This window comes from Xanthobacter pollutisoli (genome assembly GCF_040044995.1).
Lineage (GTDB): Bacteria > Pseudomonadota > Alphaproteobacteria > Rhizobiales > Xanthobacteraceae > Xanthobacter.
This window is the reverse complement of the sequence record NZ_JBDZDP010000001.1, coordinates 535,626-554,929: the sequence shown is the minus strand read 5'-3', so window position 1 is coordinate 554,929 and position 19,304 is coordinate 535,626. Positions and strand designations below refer to the sequence as shown.

Below are 19,304 nucleotides of genomic sequence, written 5' to 3'. Positions count from 1 at the left end.
GCGGGCGCTGGATCCGGGCGGGTTCGGCACACCCCCGGCTTGACGCGGATGGCGGGGGAAAGGTCTTGAACCGCGCCGTCGACCCGCCCGGCGCGATGCCGCCCCTCACATCTCCACCCATTGGCGCAGCAGGTTGTGATAGACGTTGGTGATGCCGAGCACCGAGGGGTCCTCGTCCGGCAGGCGCGCGCGGATCGCCATGATGGCGAGGTCGAGGTCGTACAGAAGGGCGCGCCGCTCGTCCTCCTTGATCATCGACTGGGTCCAGAAGAACGCCCCCCACCGGCTGCCGCGGGTGATTTCCCGCACGCTGTGCAGGCTGCTGGAGGGATAGACCACCGCAGAGCCGGCCGCGAGCTTCACCTCGTGCACGCCGAAGGTGTCCTCGACGAGCAGCTCGCCGCCCTCGTAATCGGCCGGATCGGTGAGGAAGACCGTGGTGGAGACGTCGCAGCGCATGCGCCGGCCGGCGCCAGGAATGGCGCGGATGGCGCCGTCCACATGGGCGCCGAACTTCATGCCCACGTCATAGCGGTTGAACATGGGCGGCAGGACCTGGAGCGGCATGGCCGCCGAATTGAAGGTGGGGTTGCGCCCGAGCGCCCGCAGGATGAGATCGCCCAGTTCCAGCGCCTCCTTGGACTCGACCGGAAGCTGGAGATTGGCCTTGGACTTCGCCGCCTGCTGGCCCGCGGTGACGCGCCCGTCGACCCACTGGGAGGCCTCCAGAACGCTGCGGCAATGGGCGACTTCCGCCGCGGTCAGGAGATTGGGAATTTCGACCAGCATGACCCATCCGTTGTCAAAGACGAAGGTGCAGGCGAAGGGGCTGCGCGCCCGCTCCGCCTGCACCGATCCTGGGGCAAGCCCCGGTCCTCAAGTCGCGCCCGGCACGGCGCTCAGAATGTCGCGCCCACCGTCAGCGTGAAGCTGCGGCCCGAGGCCGGGATGGCGCGGTTGCCGAAGCCGCTCGAATAGTTGAGCGCGTCGGTGAGGTTGTAGCCGTTCAGCGCGATCCGGTACTTGTCGTACTTGTAGGAGATGAGCGCATCGAGCGAGAAGGTCTCGGGGATGATCGAGGTGTTGCCGCTGTTGGTGAAGTACTGATCCGCATAGGTGATGCCGCCGCCGACCAGCAGCTGGCCCGGCAGCATCTTCACGACGCCGCCGCGGATGAGGTCGTAGGTGGTCCAGAGCGTGAAGTTGTTGGGCGACACGAACGCCACCTGGTTGCCGATGTAGCTGGCGGTGGGCGAGGTGAGCACGGTGCTGTCGTAATAAGCGTAGCCCGCCTGGATGGTCCACGCATCGGTGAGGTTGCCGGTCATGCCGAGCTCGACGCCCTGCACCCGCTGGGTCTCGCCGGTGGGCACCGGGCTGAGCGTGACCGGATCGACGTAGGAGACGTTGCTCTTCTCGACGCGGAAGATCGCCGCGGTGAGGCCGAGCTTGCCGTCGAGCACGGAGATCTTGGCGCCCGCCTCCCAGGTCTCGTTGTCTTCGGGATCAAGATTGGGCTGGGTCGGGCTGACCACCGTGGAATCGTTGGTGGGGAAGGCGCCCTGGGGGGTGAACGACTTGGCGTAGGAGACGTAGTAGGTCTGGGTCTTGGTGGGCTCCCAGATGAGCGAGACCTTGGGGCTCCAGAACTGCGTGTCCGCTTCGGTGTTCACCCAGGTGCCCGGGCTGCCCGCGCAGGTGCCGGCCGTGTTCACGCACCAGTATTTATAGTCCGTCGAATAGCTGTCCCAGCGCGCGCCGGCGAGAATGGAGATCTGGTCGGTGAACCAGATGCGGTCGCTGGCGAAGAAGCCGAAGTCCGAGGTGTCACTGATCTTCTGGCCATTGTTGCCGTAGGGATTGTTGTAGAGGAAGTAGCCGGTCGTGTTGGCGTAGATGGGGTTCCAGATGTGCGAGGTGCCCTTGCTGCCGCTGACGGAGATGAGGGTGCGCTCGTCATTGACCACGTAATAGTCGATGCCCGTCACCACCTCGTGGCGCAGCCACCCCGTGTTGAACTTGGCGATCATGGTGGCGACGTTCTGCGCCGCCCAGCTTTCCTGATCGAAGCCCGGATTGCCGCCGCCGAACGATATGGCGGGGTTGTTGCCCGCGAAGAACTGCCCGGTGCAGCTCGCGGCATAGCTCGCCGGGGTCGCCGGCGTGGAGGAGGTGGCGCCCGCCGCGCAGCCCGGCACCGTGGTGGCGAAGTTGCGGTTGTAGTAGCCGATGCGGCTGTCGTTGGTGATGGTCAGCCAGTCGTTGATCTCGTTCTTGTAGTTCGAGGTGAACATGTTGGCGTCGGAGATGTCGCGGTCAGTCTCCTTGCCGTAGAAGGTGGAGCGCGGCACGCCCCATTCCGTGACCGGCTGGCCGATCGACCCGAACTTCTTGATGTCCCCGAAATTGGGCGTGAGGATCGGCACGCCATAGTCGGGCGTGCGCTCGCCGTGCTGGTACAGATAGTTCAGGTACCAGGTCTGGTTCGTGCCGAGGCCGAAGCCCACGGAGCCCATGAGGCCCCAGCGGTTGGATTCCACGTGGTCGCGGCCGACGATGTCCTGCTCGTTGACCATGCCGACGATGCGCACGGCCGTGGTGTCGTTGAGCTGCTGGTTGAGGTCGAACACGCCGCGATAGAGCGGCCCGGATCCGTACTGGCCCTCGAAATCGTAGACGTTGCCGCGGTGCGCCTGTTTGAGCTCGGTATTGATGACGCCGCCGGTGGTGCCGATACCGAAGCTCTCGGAGCTCGGGCCCTTGAACACTTCGACGTTCTGGTAGGCGAAGCTGTCGCGCACGTACACGCCGAAGTCGCGCAGGCCGTTGATGTAGATGTCGCCCTTGGCCTGGAAGCCGCGGATGCGGAACTGGTCGCCGTTCATGCCGCCGCCGCCCTCGCCGATGGCGACGGTGACGCCCGGGACGTTGCGCAGCGCCTGCTCAAGCGTCGTCACGCCCTGCTGCTGCATCGTCTCCTGAGAGATGACGGTGACGGTCTGCGGCGTGTCCTGGATGGTGCCGGGAAGGCGGGAGAGGCCGGTGGTCGCCTCCAGCGAATTGACCGGCTCTCCGTCGCTGCCGACCACGATGGTGGGCAGGTCGGTCTCGCTCGATCCCGCCGCGGGCGCCTGCGTCTGTTGCGCGAGCGCATCGAGCAAAGGCACCGCAGACATGGTCATCGCCAGTCCCATGGTGACCGTGGAATGCGACATCGCGGGACGAAGTGTCGTCAACGCTCCCATAACTTCTTCCCCCGTGTACTGAGGCCATTTCGACGAATTCAATGCCGAGCGGCATCAAGGAACTTGGTGTGCTGGTCTCGGATTTACCTAAATCAATATTGGTGAAGTCTATACTCTGAGTCGTCCAAAGAAATCGAGGAATTCCCGCTCGAAAACCCAGGCAAATCGGATCGTATATTCATGCAAGTCGGCGCCATCGGCTGGGGCCAGTCAATGGAAGCGGAAGATGCATTGCCATATATCGAGGTATAAGGAACGAGCGCCTGGCCTTGCAACAATTATGTTTTTTATTAGGTCTAAGTTTGGCTGGATCAGAGGTCTTCGTTGCACTCTGATGCTGTGCGTTACAATTCCATACTCGGTTTGAAATCATAATAATTCTGATCTGTATTCTGCTGCCGCGCGTCTATTGACAGGGGCGCCCCTTCACCGGTCCTTGGCTTTCTCCCTTTGCGCATCCACCGCTGCCCGGCGCCGCGCGCCCAGGATCAGAGATGTCTGACGAGCGAATTTCCTACAAGATTCTCAAGGAGATGGACGAAGAGAGCCTGCGCCGGCGCATGGGTGCGTCTCCGGCAGAGGCGGCGCCGTGGGTGCGCGCGGCGGCCCACAACGGCATCAAGACGGCGCAGGTGGCGTGGGGCCAGATGCTGCTTGATGGCGAAGGCACGGCCCGCGACGTGGATGCGGCTCTGCGCTGGTTCAGGATCGCCGGCGATGCCGGCAGCCTCGACGGCATCAACATGGTGGGGCGATGCCACGAACTGGGCTGGGGCGTCGCGCCCGACGCCGCCGCGGCGGAACGCCACTATCGTGCAGCCGCAAGCCTTGGCCACGCCTGGGCGCAGTTCAATCTCGCATCCCTGCTGCTCCAGCCGGACCGCGCGGCGGCCGATCGCGTCGAGGCGCTCGGCTGGTATGTGCGGTCAGCACGGGGCGGAAACGCCAAGGCGATGGCCATGGTCGGGCGGTTCCTGGAGCACGGCTGGGGGCGCCAGCCGCGACCTCTCGCCGCGCGCCGCTGGTACAGGCGCGCAGCCATAGGCGGCGACTATCGCGGGCAGTTCGATTTCGCCCGCACCCGATATGAGGACGGTTTTCGCGACGAAGCGCTGGCATGGTTTGCCCGCTCCATCGAATCCGCGGTGCCGGACTTCTGCCGGCTCGCGGCGGAGGGGCTGAGGGACGCGGGCGATCCGGCCCTCGACGCACTCGCCGCCCGCGCGCTCGCCCGGGCGCAGGATGGAGACGCCCGGCGGGCAGCGCGCGAGGCGGCGCTTCAGGCCGAGGCCGCGGCGCGCAGGCCCGCGCCGCGGCGCCGCCTGACGGCCCGTCTTTCGGCGACGCTCTCCGCCACCCTCCTCGGGCGTCGGACCTAGGAGCGCGAACTCAGTCGCGCGCCAGCGCCGCCACGGGATCGAGCCGCGAGGCATTGCGGGCCGGCAGATAGCCGAAGCCGACGCCGATCAGGCTCGAGCAGACCACCGCCGCGACGATGGAGGAGGCGGAATAGATCAGCGTGAAATTCGAGCCGGAATAAGCGAAGGCCACGCCGAAGCTGAGGGCGAGGCCGATTCCCGCGATGCCTCCCACGAGGCACACCAGCACCGCCTCGATGAGGAACTGGCTGAGGATGTCGCTTTGCCGTGCGCCCACCGCCATGCGCACGCCGATCTCGCCCACCCGCTCCGACACCGACACCAGCATGATGTTCATCACGCCGATCCCGCCGACGATGAGGGAGATGACGGCGATGGCGGCGATGAGAACCGTCATGGTCTCAGTGGTGGCGGTGATGGTGTTGCGGATGTCGTCGGTGTTGATGATGAAGAAGTCCTTGGTGCCATGGCGCTGGGTGAGGAAGCGCGTCACCTGCTGCTCGGCCACGTCCATGGGCGCGTCATCGGTCACCTTCACGGTGATGGAGCGCAGCGAGGTGGACCCGACGAAGCGCGTCTGCACCGAGGTGAAGGGCAGGTAGATGTTGAGGTTCTGGCTGGAGCCGAAGCCCGACTGCTGCGGCGCCACCACCCCCACCACCCGCACGAACACGTCGCCAAGCAGGATCACCTGACCGAGCGGGCTGCCGGGAAATTCGCGGAACAGGGTGCGCCGCGTGTTCTCGTCGATGACGGCTTCGAGCGCCCGGTTGCGCACGCTGTCGTCATCGAAAAAGCGGCCCTGCGCGAGGCGCGCGCCCTTGGCCTCGAAATAGCCCTCGCCCACGCCGTTGACGAGGGCGCTCGCCTCGGTGGCGCCGAAGCGCACGGTGCTGGATTTCGATACGGTCGGCGTCACCGCGGCCACGTAATGCTGGCGCGCGAGGGCGTCCGCGTCGGACACCACCAGAGTCGTGATGCGGCCCGACCGCGTGTCGCCGAAACTGCGGCCGGCGAAGATCTCCAGCGTGTTGGTGCCGAGACTGGAGATGTTGGCCAGCACCTTCTGGCGCGAGCCCTCGCCCAGTGCCACCACGCACACCACCGAGGCGATGCCGATGATGATACCAAGCATGGTGAGGAAGGTGCGTAGCCGATGCGCGTTCATGGCGAGCAGCGCCATCACGAAGGCTTCCCGCAGCCGGTCGGCATAGGCCCGCCAGCGCGCGGCGCGGCCCGAGCCGACGCGCGGACCCTTGGCCGCCTCGCCGCCGAGGCCTGCGGTGCGGGCGCCGCCCGGGCGATCGGCGACGATCTCGCCGTCGCGGATCTCGATGATGCGCTGGGCGCGCTCGGCCACCTTCATGTCGTGGGTGACGATGATGATGGTGCGCCCCTCGGTGTTCAGTTCGTCGAGGATGCGCAGCACTTCGGCGCCGCTGCGCGAATCGAGGGCGCCGGTGGGCTCGTCGGCGAGGATCACGTCGGCGCCGTTCATCAGCGCGCGGGCGATGGAGACGCGCTGCTGCTGTCCGCCGGAGAGCTGGCCCGGCCGGTGGCCGGTGCGGTCGGCCATGCCGAGGCGGGCCAGAATGGCCTCCGCCCGCGTCCGTCGCGCGTCGGGGGTGGCGCCGGCATAGACGGCGGGGATCTCCACATTGCCCAGGGCGGTCAGCTCGCCGAGCAGGTGATAGCGCTGGAAGATGAAGCCGAAATGCTCGCGGCGCAGCGCCGCCAGCGCGTCGGGCTCCAGCGCCGAGGTCTCCTTGCCGCTCACCCGGTAGCTGCCGGAGGTGGGGCGGTCGAGGCAGCCGAGGATGTTCATCAGCGTCGACTTGCCCGAGCCTGACGCGCCGACGATGGCCACCATCTCGCCGGCGCGGATGTCGAGGTCGATGCCCTTGAGCGCCGCGATGGTGCCCTCGCCGGAGGGATACTCGCGCCACACCTGTTTCAGCTGGATGAGCGGCGCCTCCATGCTCACAGCCCTCCCATGGGCGAGGGGGGACGGCGCTGCGACGCGCCCGCGCCCGGAGGCCCGCCTGCGCCCGCCAGGGATTCGCCCGTCACCACCCGGTCGCCCTCGGCAAGGCCGGAGCGGATCTCCGCCGTGACCTTGTCGTTTAGCCCCACCTCGACGCGGCGCCGCTCCACCGTGCCGTCGGCGCTGAGCACCCGCACGCGATAGCCGCGCCCCGCCCGCTCCAGCGCCGTGGCGGGGACGGTGAGGACGCCCTCGGCACGGCCAAGCACGATGTGCACCTCGGCGGTCATGTAGGTCCGCAGCCGCCCCTTGGGGTTCGGCACGTCGAACACGCCGATGTAATAGATGGCGGACGACGTGCTGCTGGACGACGAGGAGGAACTGCTCGTGGTCGTGGCGAAGCTGCTGTCGCTCTTGATGGATTCGGGCGCCGGCTCGATGAAGTCGAGCTTGGCCGTATGGCGCTCGTCGGGCGCGCCCACCACGGTGAACCACAGCGGCATGCCGGGGGCGACGCGCACGATGTCGGCCTCGGAGATCTCGGCGCGCACCGTCATCACGTCCAGATCGCCGAGGATGACGATGGTGGGCGCCGATTGCGAGGCGTTCACCGTCTGGCCTTCCTGCGCCACCGTGGCAAGCACCGTGCCGTCGGCGGGGGCGGTGATGCGGGTGTAGCCGAGATTGGCGCGCGCCGTGTCCACCGCCACCTGCGACCCGACGATCTGCGCGTCCAGGGCGGCGAGCTGCGCGCGCGTCACCTTCACCTCGGCCTCCGCCGTTTCGAAGTCCGCCTGGGAGACCGCCTTCTGCGCCACCATGGTGCGCTGGCGCGCGAGGGTCTGCTCGTTCAGCACGAGCGTCGCCTCCTTTTCCGCCTTCTGGGCGCGCGTGTTGGCGAGCGAGGCCTCGGCGGTCCTCAGCGCGTTCTCCTGGGTGACGGAATCGATCTGGGCGATGAGGTCGCCTTTCTTCACCCGCTCGCCGAGCTTCACCTTGAGCGAGAGGATGCGGCCGGAAGCCTGCGAGCCCACCGCCACCAGCCGGGCCGGCTTCAACGTGCCGCTCGCCAGCACGGTCTCCTCCACCGTCCCGCGCACCACCGGCGCGCTCATCAGGCCGGCGCCGGGCACGGGGGCGGTGTAGCGCGAATAGCCGTAGGCGGCGGCGGCGATGAGGAGCGCGAGCAGCACCCAGCGCCACAGCCGCCGGCGCCGGGGCGGGGCGGCCGCTGCGGGCCGCGGCGGGGCCATCGGAGCGGTGGCCGGCGGGGCGAGGGGAACCTCGTTCAGGGGCGGCAGGGCATTCATGGGCGTACGCGTCCGGTCATTGGCTCGCCAGCGGCGGGAGGCGGGCGAAGTGCGGCCCGGTGTAGCCGTCGACCACCACGGGCGTGGCGCTGTCGACCATGCCGTCCCAGCCGCCGCCGAGGGCCTTGTTGAGGGCGATGTAGTATTTGGCCGTCGAGACCCGGCTCTGGATGAGCTGGGTCTCGGCCGAATAGAGCGAGCGCTCCGCCGTCAGGACGTCGAGGAAGCTCGACGCGCCGTTGCGGTAGAGGGAGCTGGAGAGCCGCGCCGCCTCGCGATAGGCGGTGGCGGCGATCGAGAGCTTGCCGGTCTTGATGCGCTGCTGGGAGAGCGAGACCGAGGCGTTCTCCACCTCCTCCAGCGCTAGCAGCACCGACGACTGGTAGGCCAGGAAGGAGGCGTCGCGCGCTGCCTCGGTCTGGTCCACGATCGCCTTCAGCTGGCCGCCGGTGAAGATGGGCACGGTGAGGGTCGGGCCGAAGGCCCAGCTGATGGAGGAGGCGCGACCGAGATCGCCGAGCTGGGAGCCGCTGGCGTCGATGTTGCCGGAGAGGCTGATGGCGGGATAGCGGTTGGCCTCCGCCTGCCCGATGAGCGCCGTGGACTGGCCCAGCCGGCGCTCGGCCGCGCGCACGTCCGGCCGGTTCACCAGGACGTCGGCGGGGATGCCGCGGGGCACCGGCAGGCGCGGGCTGGGCACCGGGCGGACCGCCGCCATGCGCCGGGCCAGCGCCGACGGCGGCTGGCCGGTGAGCACCGAGAGGCGGTGCACGCTCGCAGCCAGCGCCGCCTCCAGGTCCGGGATATTGGCTTCCGTGCTCGCCACCTGCCCCGAGGCGTTGGCCACGTCCACGGCGGTGGCGGCGCCGGCCTCGAGCTTGCGCCGGGTGAGCGACTCGGTCTCGCGCTGCGAGGCGGCGGTGCGCCGCGCCAGCGCGATCTGCGCCTGATAGCCGCGCGCGTCGGCATAATTGGAGGCGACGTCGCCCACCAGCGTCAGCAGGGCGGCGTCGAGGTCGTCCACCGAGGCATCGACGCCGAAGGCCGCCGCCTCCACGCCGCGCCGGTTGGCGCCGAAGAGGTCGATCTCCCAGCTGGCGTCGAGCCCGGCCTGATACTGGCCGTAGCTGTTGTCCACGGTGACGTCGCCCCCGGAGCTGACTCCGCCGCCGCTGTCGCCGCGCGTGCCCGAGGCGCTGCCGGAGACCTGGGGAAACAGGCCGCCCACCTGCTGGCGATAGCTGGCGCGGGCGGAGCGCACATTGGCCTTGGCGGTGGCGACATCGAGATTGCCGGCCACCGCCTCCTCCATGAGCGCGTTGAGCAGCGGGTCCCCCATGCGCCGCCACCACGCCTTCAGGTTCGGCACCGCCTCGGCGCGGGGCCGCGCGGTGGCGCCCCAATGGGCGGGCACGGACAGCGCCGGCGTGTCGTACTCCGGTCCCACGGCGCAGGCGGCGAGGCCCAGGGCCATCAGGCATCCGGCCACCGGGCCGAACCTTGCGGCAAAGCTGCGTACGGTCATCTCGTGTCGCATCAGTCGAACGTATCCACCCGGATGCGCCCCTCCGCAAGCCAGCGGCCGATCTCGTCCTGCGCCGCTTCGGGCTTCAACCCACCCTCGGACACCAGAATATCGGCGATGGCCGCCTCCACCTCCTGCGCCATGGCACGCCGGCCGCAGATGAAGACCATGGCCTTGCGTTCCACCAGCCAGTCGAAGACCGCCGGCGCATTCTCCCTGAGCCGGGTCTGCACCCGGGCGCCGTCGTCGGGATCGCGGGAGAAGGCGGTATCCATGCGCGTCAGCGTGCCGTCACGCAGCGCCTCCTCGAACAGCTCCTGCCACAGGAAGTCGCCGTCGCGGTGGCGGTTGCCGAAGATGAGCCAGGCCAGCCCCGGCCGCCCGGAGGCTCGCCGCTCGGTGATGAAGCCGGGATAGGGCGCGATGCCCGAGCCGGCGCCGATCATCAGGATGGGCCATTGCGGGTCGGAGGGCGGGTTGAAGCCGGGGTGGGGATCGAGCCGTGCCTCGATCACCGCGCCTTCCGCCGCCTCTCGCACCAGGAATCCGGAGACGCGGCCCACCTGCGGCGTCCCATCTTCCCCGCTCCAGGCGTGCAGGCGGACCGTCAGCTCGATGCGGCCGGGATCGACCCGGCTCGAACTGCCCACCGAATAGGAGCGGTGCCGGTCTCCGCCGCCGGGCGACACGCGCACAAGGTCGCCGGGCCGGAAGGCGAGCTCGCCGGGGCCCTGCAAGAGGATGCGCCAGGTCTCCAGCGTGCCGCCGCGGGCCGGGTCGTCGAGCCGCCGCCGCTCGGCCACCGTGAGCGCGACAGGCGGGCTCACCGGGGCGAGGCCGGGCACCTCGCACTTCAGTTCCAGCTCGGCGCGCAGCACGTCGATCCAGGACACGAAGCGGGCGGAGGGGTCGCCGTCCACCTCCCACAGGGGCACGGCTTCGTCGGCGCCGGCGGCGACCAGCGCGTCGCGCAAACGCCGGCCGCCGCGGCAGAAATGGGCGTGGCTGTGATCGCCCAGCGCGAGGACGGCGACGCGCACCCCCTTCAACAGGCCGGGCTTGAGCGCCTTGGCGAAGCCGCGGGCACCATCGGGCACCTCGCCGTCGCCGGCGGTGGAGGCGACCAGAAGCACGGTGCGGAAGCGGGCGAGCTCGGCCGGCTTCACCGCGCCGAGGGGGGCGAGGGTCGCCCGCTCGCCCGCCGCCGTCAAAGCGTCGCATGTGGCTGCGGCGAGCCGCGCCGCGGTTCCGGTCTGGCTGGCGTGGGCGACGAGGATGTCCGAGCCGGCGGCCAGCGGCCGGGCACGGTTGCGCCGCCAGCGCCGGACCCACGAGACCATGCCGGTCACGCTGAGGCCAAGCAAAGCGAGGGAGATGGCGAAATTAATCGTGCCTGACCATGCGCCGCCCCAGGTGCCCTCATGGATCTGCTTGACCAGGCTCGGGCCGCCGGTGAGCGGCGTGGCGCCGGAATCGGTGACGATGAACGACGCAGGCTTCGTGCCGGCGCCATCGCCGGCCAGCTGAAGCATGACCGTTCCGCCGCGGAACCGGCGTAGGCCGGCAATGCGGGTGGTGTCCAGGGTGCGGGAGGCGATGGTCACGGCCTCGCTCACGGCGATGGGCCGCTTGGTGCGCGGCAGCTGCGGGCGCTGGCCCTCGCCGATGCCCAGCGTCAGCATCACCGCGGTGACCGGCGAGGTGAGGGTGAGGGGCAGCAGGCACCAGCCCACGGCGGTGTGCCAGCCCATGAGGCTGTTGCGGAAGCGCAGCCAGGCGAGGAACGGCCCGGCCACCATGATCCCGAGCATGAGGAAGCTCGCCACCTCCACCACGATGCCGAGGCCGAGCAGCAGCGACTTGTGCAGGCCCTCGGCCGTGCGGAACAGGTCGATGCCGCCCACCGGCGCGGGCGTATGCGCCCCCGTGGCGATCTCCCAGCGGCCGGCGACCTTGGGATCCTGCGACATGACGGTGACGGCGCGGCCGCCGCCGGTCACGCTCACCGCGCCGACCTGTCCGGCAGCCTCGATCTTTCCAAGCAGGGCCGTAAGCGCCGGCACGTCCACGCCGGCGCCCGGCGGGACCGCCGGGGGACCGCTGTTCACGATGGGGCGGAATGACAGGATCGCGCCGGTGACGATGATCACCAGGAACACCGGGAAGAGGATGAGGCTGATCCAGCGATGCAGGAACGCCAGACCAAACCGAACAGGCGCAAGCGACATGACGAACTCCGTAAGGCAGAACGGCACATGCTGGCTGGACGGCGCGAGGCGGGTCTGGCGAAGGACGTTCACGTTATCAATGGATCATACCCGTCCTGGAAATTTGTCCCAGCGCAGCGGCTTCGTAACTGCTCGTCTCACTCGGCAGCCGTGACATATTCGGATACAAAATCGTGCTGGCACGGCACCCGGCGCTCCGCTCAAGTCGCCGGGCCGGGCGCAGAATGCCGGCGCTTTTCCGCCAGCTATGACCGGCAGGCGCGGCCGTGCGTCGCGCCCCGGTGATTTTGGGGACCAATGGAACGCACGCCGCACATTCTCGTCGTCGACGATCACCGCGAGATCCGCGAACTGCTCGCGAAATATCTGGCGCGGAACGGAATGCGGGTGAGCGTTGCGGCCGGCGGCGCCGACATGCGCCAGCAGATGCGCACCGGCACCTTCGATCTCGTGGTGCTCGACATCATGATGCCCGGCGACGACGGGCTCACATTGTGCCGCCAGCTGCGCCAGACCAGCGACATTCCCGTCGTGCTGCTGACCGCGGTGGCCGAGGAGACGGACCGGATCGTCGGGCTCGAGATCGGCGCCGACGACTATGTCACCAAGCCGTTCAATCCGCGCGAGCTGCTCGCCCGCATCCGCGCCATCCTGCGCCGGGCGCAGGGGCCGGCGCGCACGGCGCAGGGCGAGCCGAGCCGCTACCGCTTCGATCGCTGGCAGCTGGATCCCGGCCGCCGGGTGCTGCTCGACGAGAGCGGCAGCGAGGTGCGCCTCGGCAGCGCCGAGTTCCGCCTGCTCCTCGCCCTCGTCACCCGCCCGGGCGTGGTGCTCTCCCGCGACCAGTTGCTCGACATCACCGCCGGACGGCCGGCCCAGGTGTTCGACCGCAGCATCGACAATCTGGTCAGCCGGCTGCGCCGCCGCATCGAGCGCGATCCGCAGCAGCCGGCGCTTATCAAGACGGTGTGGGGTGACGGCTACGTCTTCGCCGCGCCGGTGGAGGTCGAGACGTGAGGCGCCTCGCGCGGTTCCTCTGGCCGCGCAGCCTCGCCGGCCGCCTCGTGCTGCTGCTGGTGGCAACCCTCGCCTTGTCGCAATTGATCCTGGTGATCGTGCTCCAGAGCGAGCACGACAACATCGTCGTGGACATCGTGCGTGGCCAGGCCCTCAGCCAGACGGTGACGCTTGCCCGCCTGATCGAGACCATGCCGGCGGAGGACGCCGACCGGCTCGCCGCCGCCTTCGGCTCCCGCGGCGCCTGCGCGTGGGTCGCCTCCGAGCCGCCCGAAAGCCGGGAGATGACGCGCGCCGAGGACGGTCTTGCCCGCCTGCTCCAGCGCCGGCTGCGTGCGACGGGGGCCGGGCGCCCGGAGGTGCACATCGCCACCGACGGCAGCTGGGAGCGGCTGTGCCCGCAGCGCGCGCCGCGGCCGCGGCGCGACGCCACCGGCGTCGTGGAGGGCAAGAGCTTCGGCATGGTCGCCTTTTCCGTGCCCCTCTCGGGGACACGCTGGCTGCACATGAACACGGTGGTGGTGCTGCCGGGCATCTGGAACCGGCCGACGCTGCTGTCCTTCCTCATTTCCGCGCTGGCGGTCTCGCTGGTCACCATCGCCGGCGTGCGGCTGCAGACGCGCTCGCTGCGATCGCTGGCCGACGCCTCCGAGCGGTTCGGGCGGGGCGAGACGGTGGAAGCGCTCGCGCTGCGCGGTCCGGCGGAGGTGGCGGCGGCGACCCTCGCCTTCAACACCATGCAGCAGCGCCTCAGCCAGTTCGTGCGCGACCGCATGCGCCTGCTGGCGGCCATCAGCCATGACCTGCGCACGCCGCTGACCACGCTGCGTCTCAAGGCCGAGTTCGTGGACGATCAGGAGGTGCGCGCCGACATCGTCGCCACCATCGACGAACTGGTGGCCATCTGCGAGGCCACCCTCGCCTTCACCCGCGCCGAGGCCACCTCGGAGGCGACCCAGACGGTGGATCTCGATGCCCTCTGCGCCGACGTGGTGGAGGAGTTCGCCAGCGTCGGCGCCGATGCGCAGATCGCCGACGAGGGCGCCGACGTGCTGCTGGCCTGCCGCCCCGTCGCCCTGCGGCGGGCGCTGCGCAATCTCGTGGACAACGCCGTCCGCTACGGCCGCCGCGCGAAGGTCACCACCCTGCGCCCCTCGCCGGCAACGGTCTGCGTGCGGGTGGAGGACGACGGGCCGGGCCTCGCCGAGGACCAGCTGGAGCAGGCGTTCCAGCCGTTCGTGCGGTTCGAGCCGTCCCGCAGCCAGGAAACCGGCGGCATGGGCCTCGGCCTCGCCATCGCCCGCAGCATCGTGAAGGCGCACGGCGGGGAACTCACCCTGTCGAACCGGCCGGGCGGCGGCCTCACCGCTGAGATCGCCCTGCCGACCGCCTGACCCAGGGCGAAGTGAGCAGCCCTCTGGCGCCTCAGGGCGCCGGGCTGCCGTGCAGCTGGTGCAGGGCGTCGATGCGATCCTCGATCTCCGGGGTGATGACCACATCCAGCGTCGCGAGGTTCTCCTCCAGCTGAGCCATGGAGGTGGCACCAATGATGTTGGAGGTCACGAACGACCGGCTGGTCACGTAGGCGATGGCGAGCTGGACCACCGTGAGGCCGAGCTCCGCGGCGAGGTCCATATAGGCGCGGATGGCCTCCTCCGCGCCGGGCTTCTCGTAGCGCTGCCCGCGGTTGAATAGCGTGTTGCGCGCGCCGGGTGGCCGCGCGCCGGCGAGATACTTGCCGGTCAGAAAGCCCTGGGCGAGGGGAGAATAGGCAAGGAGGCCCACGTCCTCCTGCTGGTGGAATTCGGCAAGCCCCGCCTCATAGGTGCGATTGATGAGGTTGTAGGCGTTCTGTACCGAGGCGACGCGCGGGCCGATGCCCTGCTGCGCGGCGGCGAGGAAGGCGTGCAGGCCCCAGGCGGTTTCGTTGGACAGGCCGATGTGGCGGGCCTTGCCGGCCTTCACCACGTCGGCGAGGGCGGCGAGCGTCTCCTCGATCGGCACATCGGGCCCGTCGCCGCCGCCGCGCGCGCGGCTGCCGCGGGCGTGGCCGAACAGCGGCACCGCGCGGTCGGGCCAGTGGAGCTGGTAGAGGTCCACATAATCGGTGCCGAGGCGCTTCAGCGAGCCGTCGATGGCGGCGTTGATGTTGCGGGCATTGAGCCGGGTGGGCGCGCCGTCGGCGCGCAGATAGGTGTTGTCCGAGCGGCCGGCGACCTTGGTGGCGAGAATGATCTTGTCGCGTCCGCCGCGGGATTTCAGCCAGCTGCCGATGATGCGCTCGGTAGAGCCCTGCGTCTCGGCCTTGGGCGGGATCGAATAAAGCTCGGCAGTGTCGATGAGATTGATGCCGCGGTCGCGGGCAAGGTCGAGCTGGGCGTGGCCTTCGGCCTCGGTGTTCTGCTGGCCGAAGGTCATGGTGCCGAGCGCGATGGAGGACACCGAAAGGCCGGTGCGTCCAAGAGGACGATAGTCGAGCATGCGGGAGGAGGTCCGGGAGGGCAGAGAGGACGCAGAAGGGACGGCAGGACGCCCCGCCTGTCAATGCGGAACGCTGGTGTCGCGCGCCACTTTCGGCTTCCGCGGACCCTGACCGAACGTCAGGGCGCGCAGGCGTCGCCGGGCCTTTCCTCTGCCGCGAACGGGAAAGGCGGGAGGCGCATCGCGCTCGCCTTGGCCATGGCCTCCTCCAGCGGCGCGGGGAGGCCGAGATAGTGGCCCTGGAGCTCCGTGCAGCCGACCTTGCAGGCGATGGCCAGCTGCTGCGCCGTCTCGATGCCCTCGGCGGTGGCGCCGATGCCGAGCCTTCCCGCGAGCCTGGCGATGGCCTCGACGATCGCCGCGCTGTCGGGCCGCTGCGCCATCTCCGCCACGAAGGAGCGGTCGATCTTGATCTTGTCGAGGGCGAACACCCGCAAATGGCTGAGGCTCGAATAGCCGGTGCCGAAATCGTCCAGCACGATGGCGGCGCCGAGGTCCTTGAGGCGCTGCAGCATGTCGCGGTTGCGCTCGCTCTCGGCGAAGAGCGCGGTCTCGGTGATCTCCAGTTCGAGCCGGCGGCCGTCCAGCCCGTTCGCGGCGAGCGCCTCGCCCACCACCTCCAGCAGATTGCCCGAGCTCAATTGCACCGGCGACAGATTGACCGCGACCTTGATGTGGGACGGCAGAAGGCTCGCGTCGGCGCAGGCCCGGCGCACCACCCAGGTGCCGATCTCGGCGATCAGTCCGGTTTCCTCCGCCAGCGGGATGAAGATGTTGGGATGGATGAGGCCGAGCCGGGGATGGTGCCAGCGCAGCAGCCCCTCGAAGCCGCAGACCGCGCCCGACGCCCGCGAGAAGACGGGCTGGTAGGCCAGCGCGAACTGCCGCTGCGCCAGCGCCTGGCGCAGGTCCGCCTCCATCTGCAGCCGCGCATGCAGCCGCGCGTCCATCTCCGGCGCGAAGATGCAGACGGTGCCGCGGCCCCCGCCCTTCGCCTGATACAGGGCGAGGTCCGCCTGCTTGAGCAGCGCGTCCGCATCGGCGTTGGAATCGTCCGCCACCGTGAGGCCGATGCTGACGCTGATGGAGATGGTGTGGCCCAGAATGCCAAAGGGGCGGCCGAGCGCCTGGATGATGGCGCGGCTGAGCGCCTCGGCCTCGTCCGGCTGGGTCGGCGCGAGGCTTATGACGGCGAATTCATCGCCGCTGAGACGCGCGCACTCCGACGCGCCGGCGCAGGCCCGCAGCCGCTTCGCCACCGCGCGCAGCAGCGCGTCGCCCACCGGGTGGCCGAGGGTGTCGTTCACGTCCTTGAAGCGGTCGAGGTCGAGATAGAGCAGGGCCATGCGCAGGTCGCGCTCGCGCGAGGTCTGCAAGGCCTCCTGGATCTGGGTTCGGAACAGCACGCGGTTGGCGAGGCCCGTGAGGTCGTCGTGGTGGGCGAGGAAGCGGATGCGCCCCTCGCGCTCCACCAGCACCTCGTTCTGGCGCCGCGTCTCCTCGATGGCGTCCTTGGCCCGGGCGTTGGCCTCGGCCAGGTTGGCGACCATGGTCTTGAGCGCGGTGATGTCGGTGCGGATGGCCACGGTGCCGCCGTCGGCGGTGTGGCTCTCCTTCATCAGCACCCAGCGTCCATCGCCGAGGCGCCGTTCCAGCGGCTGGTTTGCGGCGCGGTGCCAGGCCAGGGTCATGGCGACGAACTGGTCGACGTCCTCGCTCTCGGTGTCGAACTGCCCGGCATGCGCGCCCTTGCGCACGATCTCCTCATAGCGTGCGCCGGGGACCATGAAGGGCGCCGCGCGCGGGTAGAGGTCGCGGAAGGGCTGGTTGCAGGTGACCAGCCGGTCGTTGGGGTCCCACATGGCGAAGCCGTCGGACATGGCGTCCACGGCATTGGCGAGCACGGCAGCGGCCCGCGTCCGGTCGGCCTCGGCGATCTCGCGCTGCCGCAGGGCGATGAACAGCGTCGCGGCGAAGATGGCGATGGCGAGCCCGGCCAGGGTCGCGCCGGCCGTGGTGCGGTCGCGATCCCGCCTCCAGGCGGCCATCGCCACGTCCAGCGGCTCGGCGAGGACGACGCGCACCTCGTTGTAGAGCGAGGTGCGCACCACGGCGAGCACCTCCTCGCCGTCGATGACGCGGGTGAAGGCCTTCCCGCCCGCCGGGCGCATGCCAAGCGCGTTGGGCCTCACCTTGCCCGTCTGGACCTCGTCGTGGGGCAGGGCGGCGATGAGCTGTCCATCCGGCCGCTCCAGCAGGATGCGCGCGCCGGGAGTCACGTCGGTCTCCGAAAGCAGGCTCATCAGCGTGCCGATGGGAACTTCCGCGACGGGGATGACGCCGTTCCAGCCCGAGACGACCCGCGCCACATAGAGCGACCAGTCGCCGGTGATGGGGTTGAGCACCGGCCCGAGCAGGGTCATGGGTTCGCGCTGGAGCGCGGCAGCGGTGATCGGCAGCGAACGGTTGGCGCGCCGCATGCGCGCCGAAGCAAGAACGGCGCTGTCGGGACCCACCAGCAGAAGGTCGCGGAAGGCGAGGGTCTGGAAGTTGAGGCCGCGCAGCAACTCGGCCGCCGCGGGCCTGTCGGTCGGCGAAACCCGCGCGGCGGCGAACAGGTTCGGCAGGCTCGCCAGCGCGCCGTGGACCTGGAGAAGCTGGCGATTGAGCGCATTTTCCACCGCCTGGGCGGAGCGCTCCAGACTGGTTTGCGCCGAGGGCATGGCGACGGTCTCGCCGCGGTCGAGAAGCAGAGCCGTACCCGTCGCCAGCAGCAGCAGGAGTAGGCTCATGCCGCCGACGACGATCAGCTTGAGGCGATGCCAGATCATGCGCGGCGGATGCCAGGGCTCTGCACGGCCTATTCGGCCTTGACGGTGAAGGTGTGGGTGGGCGCCAGATGGAGGTTCCATGCCTCGGCGCAGGGCGCGCCGCAGCGCTCGATCCAGCGTGGCAGCGAGATCTTGCTCAGCAGCTCCTGGCGCCGCGCCTCGTCCGCCGCGGAGGCGGGCACGAGCTTCATGGGCGGGCCGCCGGAAGCGCCGCATGCGATGGCGCCGGTGTTGCAGGCGAGACCGCGCGCGGTATCGGCCTCCGCCTGGTCCATGATGCGGCGTTCGAGGTCGGCGATGCCGGTGCTGATGATCTTCTGGTCCTCCGGCGACAGCGCGTTCCAGGCGACCATGTTGGCCCCGAAGAAGGACAGGCCCCAGGTGATGGCCATGCTGTGCACGTAGTCGGTGATGCCCTGAAGGCCGATCTCGTAGCCGCTGAGGGTGCCGGTGACGGCGCAGTCGACCACGCCGGACTTCAGCGCACTCACGATCTCCTTGAAGGGCAGCAGCACGGGCACCGCGCCGAGCGCGGACATCAGTTCGGACTGGCCCACCGAGGAGGTTCTGATCTTGCGGCCGGCGAGGTCGGTGAGGCCGGAGAAGGGCCGGGTGCAGAACAGCACCTGGGCGGGATAGGCATAGACCGCGAGGAGCTGGATATCGTAGCGCACGCGCAGCACTTCGGCGAGATGCTCGCGGAAGCCGGCGATGCTGCGCCGGAGCGTCGCCATGTCCGGATTGAGGACCGGCAGGTCCACGGCGTTGAGCTCGGGGTCATCCCCTGACACGAGGGACAGCAGGGCGGTGCCGAAGGGGACCACGCCGAGCCGCATGAGCTGGAGCATCTCCTGCCCGCGCAGTCCGCCCCCGTCGAACGGGCGGATGCTGGCGGTGATGCGGCCGTTGGAGCGCTCGGCGATCTCGTTCTGCCAGAACGGCTGCTCCAGCTTGGTGTATTGGGTGACGCCGGCGAGGCCCCCAACGATCTGCAGGTGGATCCTGCCATCGCCCGCATGTTCGGCGGCCGCCGGAGGCGTGCCGGCGAGGAGAGCGAGTAGCGTGAGGGCCGCTCCCCCCAGACGTTTCACCAGCCCCTGGGGCGCAGAAGTAGAAGCGACAGTACGTCCATACATGATCTGCGCCTTCGCGCTCTCTGTTATCGTTCCAAGAATAGGCTCGATGACGGAAGGACGAAACGGCTAATCGCCCTGCGGCACAGGCAATTTCGCGCAATCGTGAGCGTTGCCATTGGGTTTGCGAGCGCCAGCCGGGCAGGAACGAACCCGGTGGCGCAGCATTGA

General features: G+C 69.4%; 12 protein-coding genes. 3 read left to right on the top strand and 9 right to left on the bottom strand.

Annotation, left to right across the window (positions count from 1 at the left end; genetic code table 11):
* Positions 1-105: 105 nt before the first annotated feature.
* Positions 106-789: a Fe2+-dependent dioxygenase gene (locus tag ABLE93_RS02630; protein ID WP_348837731.1), complete on the bottom strand. Its 684-nt coding sequence runs from the start codon at positions 787-789 to the stop codon at positions 106-108.
* Positions 790-899: 110 nt separating this feature from the next.
* The gene (locus ABLE93_RS02625) at positions 900-3,182 is read right to left on the bottom strand and encodes a TonB-dependent receptor (RefSeq protein ID WP_348837730.1); all 2,283 of its coding nucleotides are present in this window, start codon (positions 3,180-3,182) and stop codon (positions 900-902) included.
* A 557-nt stretch (positions 3,183-3,739) separates the two neighbouring features.
* Between ABLE93_RS02625 and ABLE93_RS02620 the strand changes: the two genes are divergently transcribed.
* Positions 3,740-4,624: a tetratricopeptide repeat protein gene (locus ABLE93_RS02620; RefSeq protein WP_348837728.1), complete on the top strand. Its 885-nt coding sequence runs from the start codon at positions 3,740-3,742 to the stop codon at positions 4,622-4,624.
* Positions 4,625-4,634: 10 nt separating this feature from the next.
* Here ABLE93_RS02620 and ABLE93_RS02615 read toward each other — a convergent pair whose 3' ends face one another.
* The 4 genes from ABLE93_RS02615 to ABLE93_RS02600 are packed head-to-tail and all read right to left on the bottom strand — an operon-like array spanning position 4,635 to position 11,743.
* Complete coding sequence (locus ABLE93_RS02615) at positions 4,635-6,602, bottom strand: MacB family efflux pump subunit (protein ID WP_348837727.1); 1,968 nt, start codon at positions 6,600-6,602, stop codon at positions 4,635-4,637.
* Between the two features lie 2 nt (positions 6,603-6,604).
* Entirely contained in the window at positions 6,605-7,918 is a 1,314-nt protein-coding gene (locus tag ABLE93_RS02610) for an efflux RND transporter periplasmic adaptor subunit (protein WP_510182960.1), read from the bottom strand.
* 16 nt (positions 7,919-7,934) lie between these two features.
* Positions 7,935-9,443 (bottom strand): efflux transporter outer membrane subunit, encoded by a 1,509-nt coding sequence (locus ABLE93_RS02605; RefSeq protein ID WP_348837726.1) that lies wholly within the window; start codon positions 9,441-9,443, stop codon positions 7,935-7,937.
* Positions 9,444-9,454: 11 nt separating this feature from the next.
* Entirely contained in the window at positions 9,455-11,743 is a 2,289-nt protein-coding gene (locus tag ABLE93_RS02600) for a PepSY domain-containing protein (RefSeq protein ID WP_348837724.1), read from the bottom strand.
* Between the two features lie 225 nt (positions 11,744-11,968).
* On the opposite strand from ABLE93_RS02600, the gene ABLE93_RS02595 reads away from it, so the two are divergent.
* Positions 11,969-12,688, top strand: coding sequence for a response regulator (locus ABLE93_RS02595; protein ID WP_348837723.1), 720 nt, complete (start codon positions 11,969-11,971; stop codon positions 12,686-12,688).
* On the top strand, positions 12,685-14,082 hold the full coding sequence (locus tag ABLE93_RS02590; RefSeq protein ID WP_348837722.1) for an ATP-binding protein: 1,398 nt from the start codon (positions 12,685-12,687) through the stop codon (positions 14,080-14,082). The genes ABLE93_RS02595 and ABLE93_RS02590 overlap by 4 nt, the downstream gene beginning before the upstream one ends.
* Before the next feature lie 31 nt (positions 14,083-14,113).
* Here the strand turns inward: ABLE93_RS02590 and ABLE93_RS02585 are convergent, their stop codons facing one another.
* From ABLE93_RS02585 to ABLE93_RS02575, 3 genes are all read right to left on the bottom strand, one after another.
* Positions 14,114-15,169: an aldo/keto reductase gene (locus ABLE93_RS02585; protein WP_348837721.1), complete on the bottom strand. Its 1,056-nt coding sequence runs from the start codon at positions 15,167-15,169 to the stop codon at positions 14,114-14,116.
* A 119-nt stretch (positions 15,170-15,288) separates the two neighbouring features.
* Complete coding sequence (locus ABLE93_RS02580) at positions 15,289-18,000, bottom strand: bifunctional diguanylate cyclase/phosphodiesterase (RefSeq protein ID WP_348837720.1); 2,712 nt, start codon at positions 17,998-18,000, stop codon at positions 15,289-15,291.
* Positions 18,001-18,029: 29 nt separating this feature from the next.
* Entirely contained in the window at positions 18,030-19,136 is a 1,107-nt protein-coding gene (locus tag ABLE93_RS02575; RefSeq protein WP_348837719.1) for a TRAP transporter substrate-binding protein, read from the bottom strand.
* Positions 19,137-19,304 lie beyond the last annotated feature (168 nt).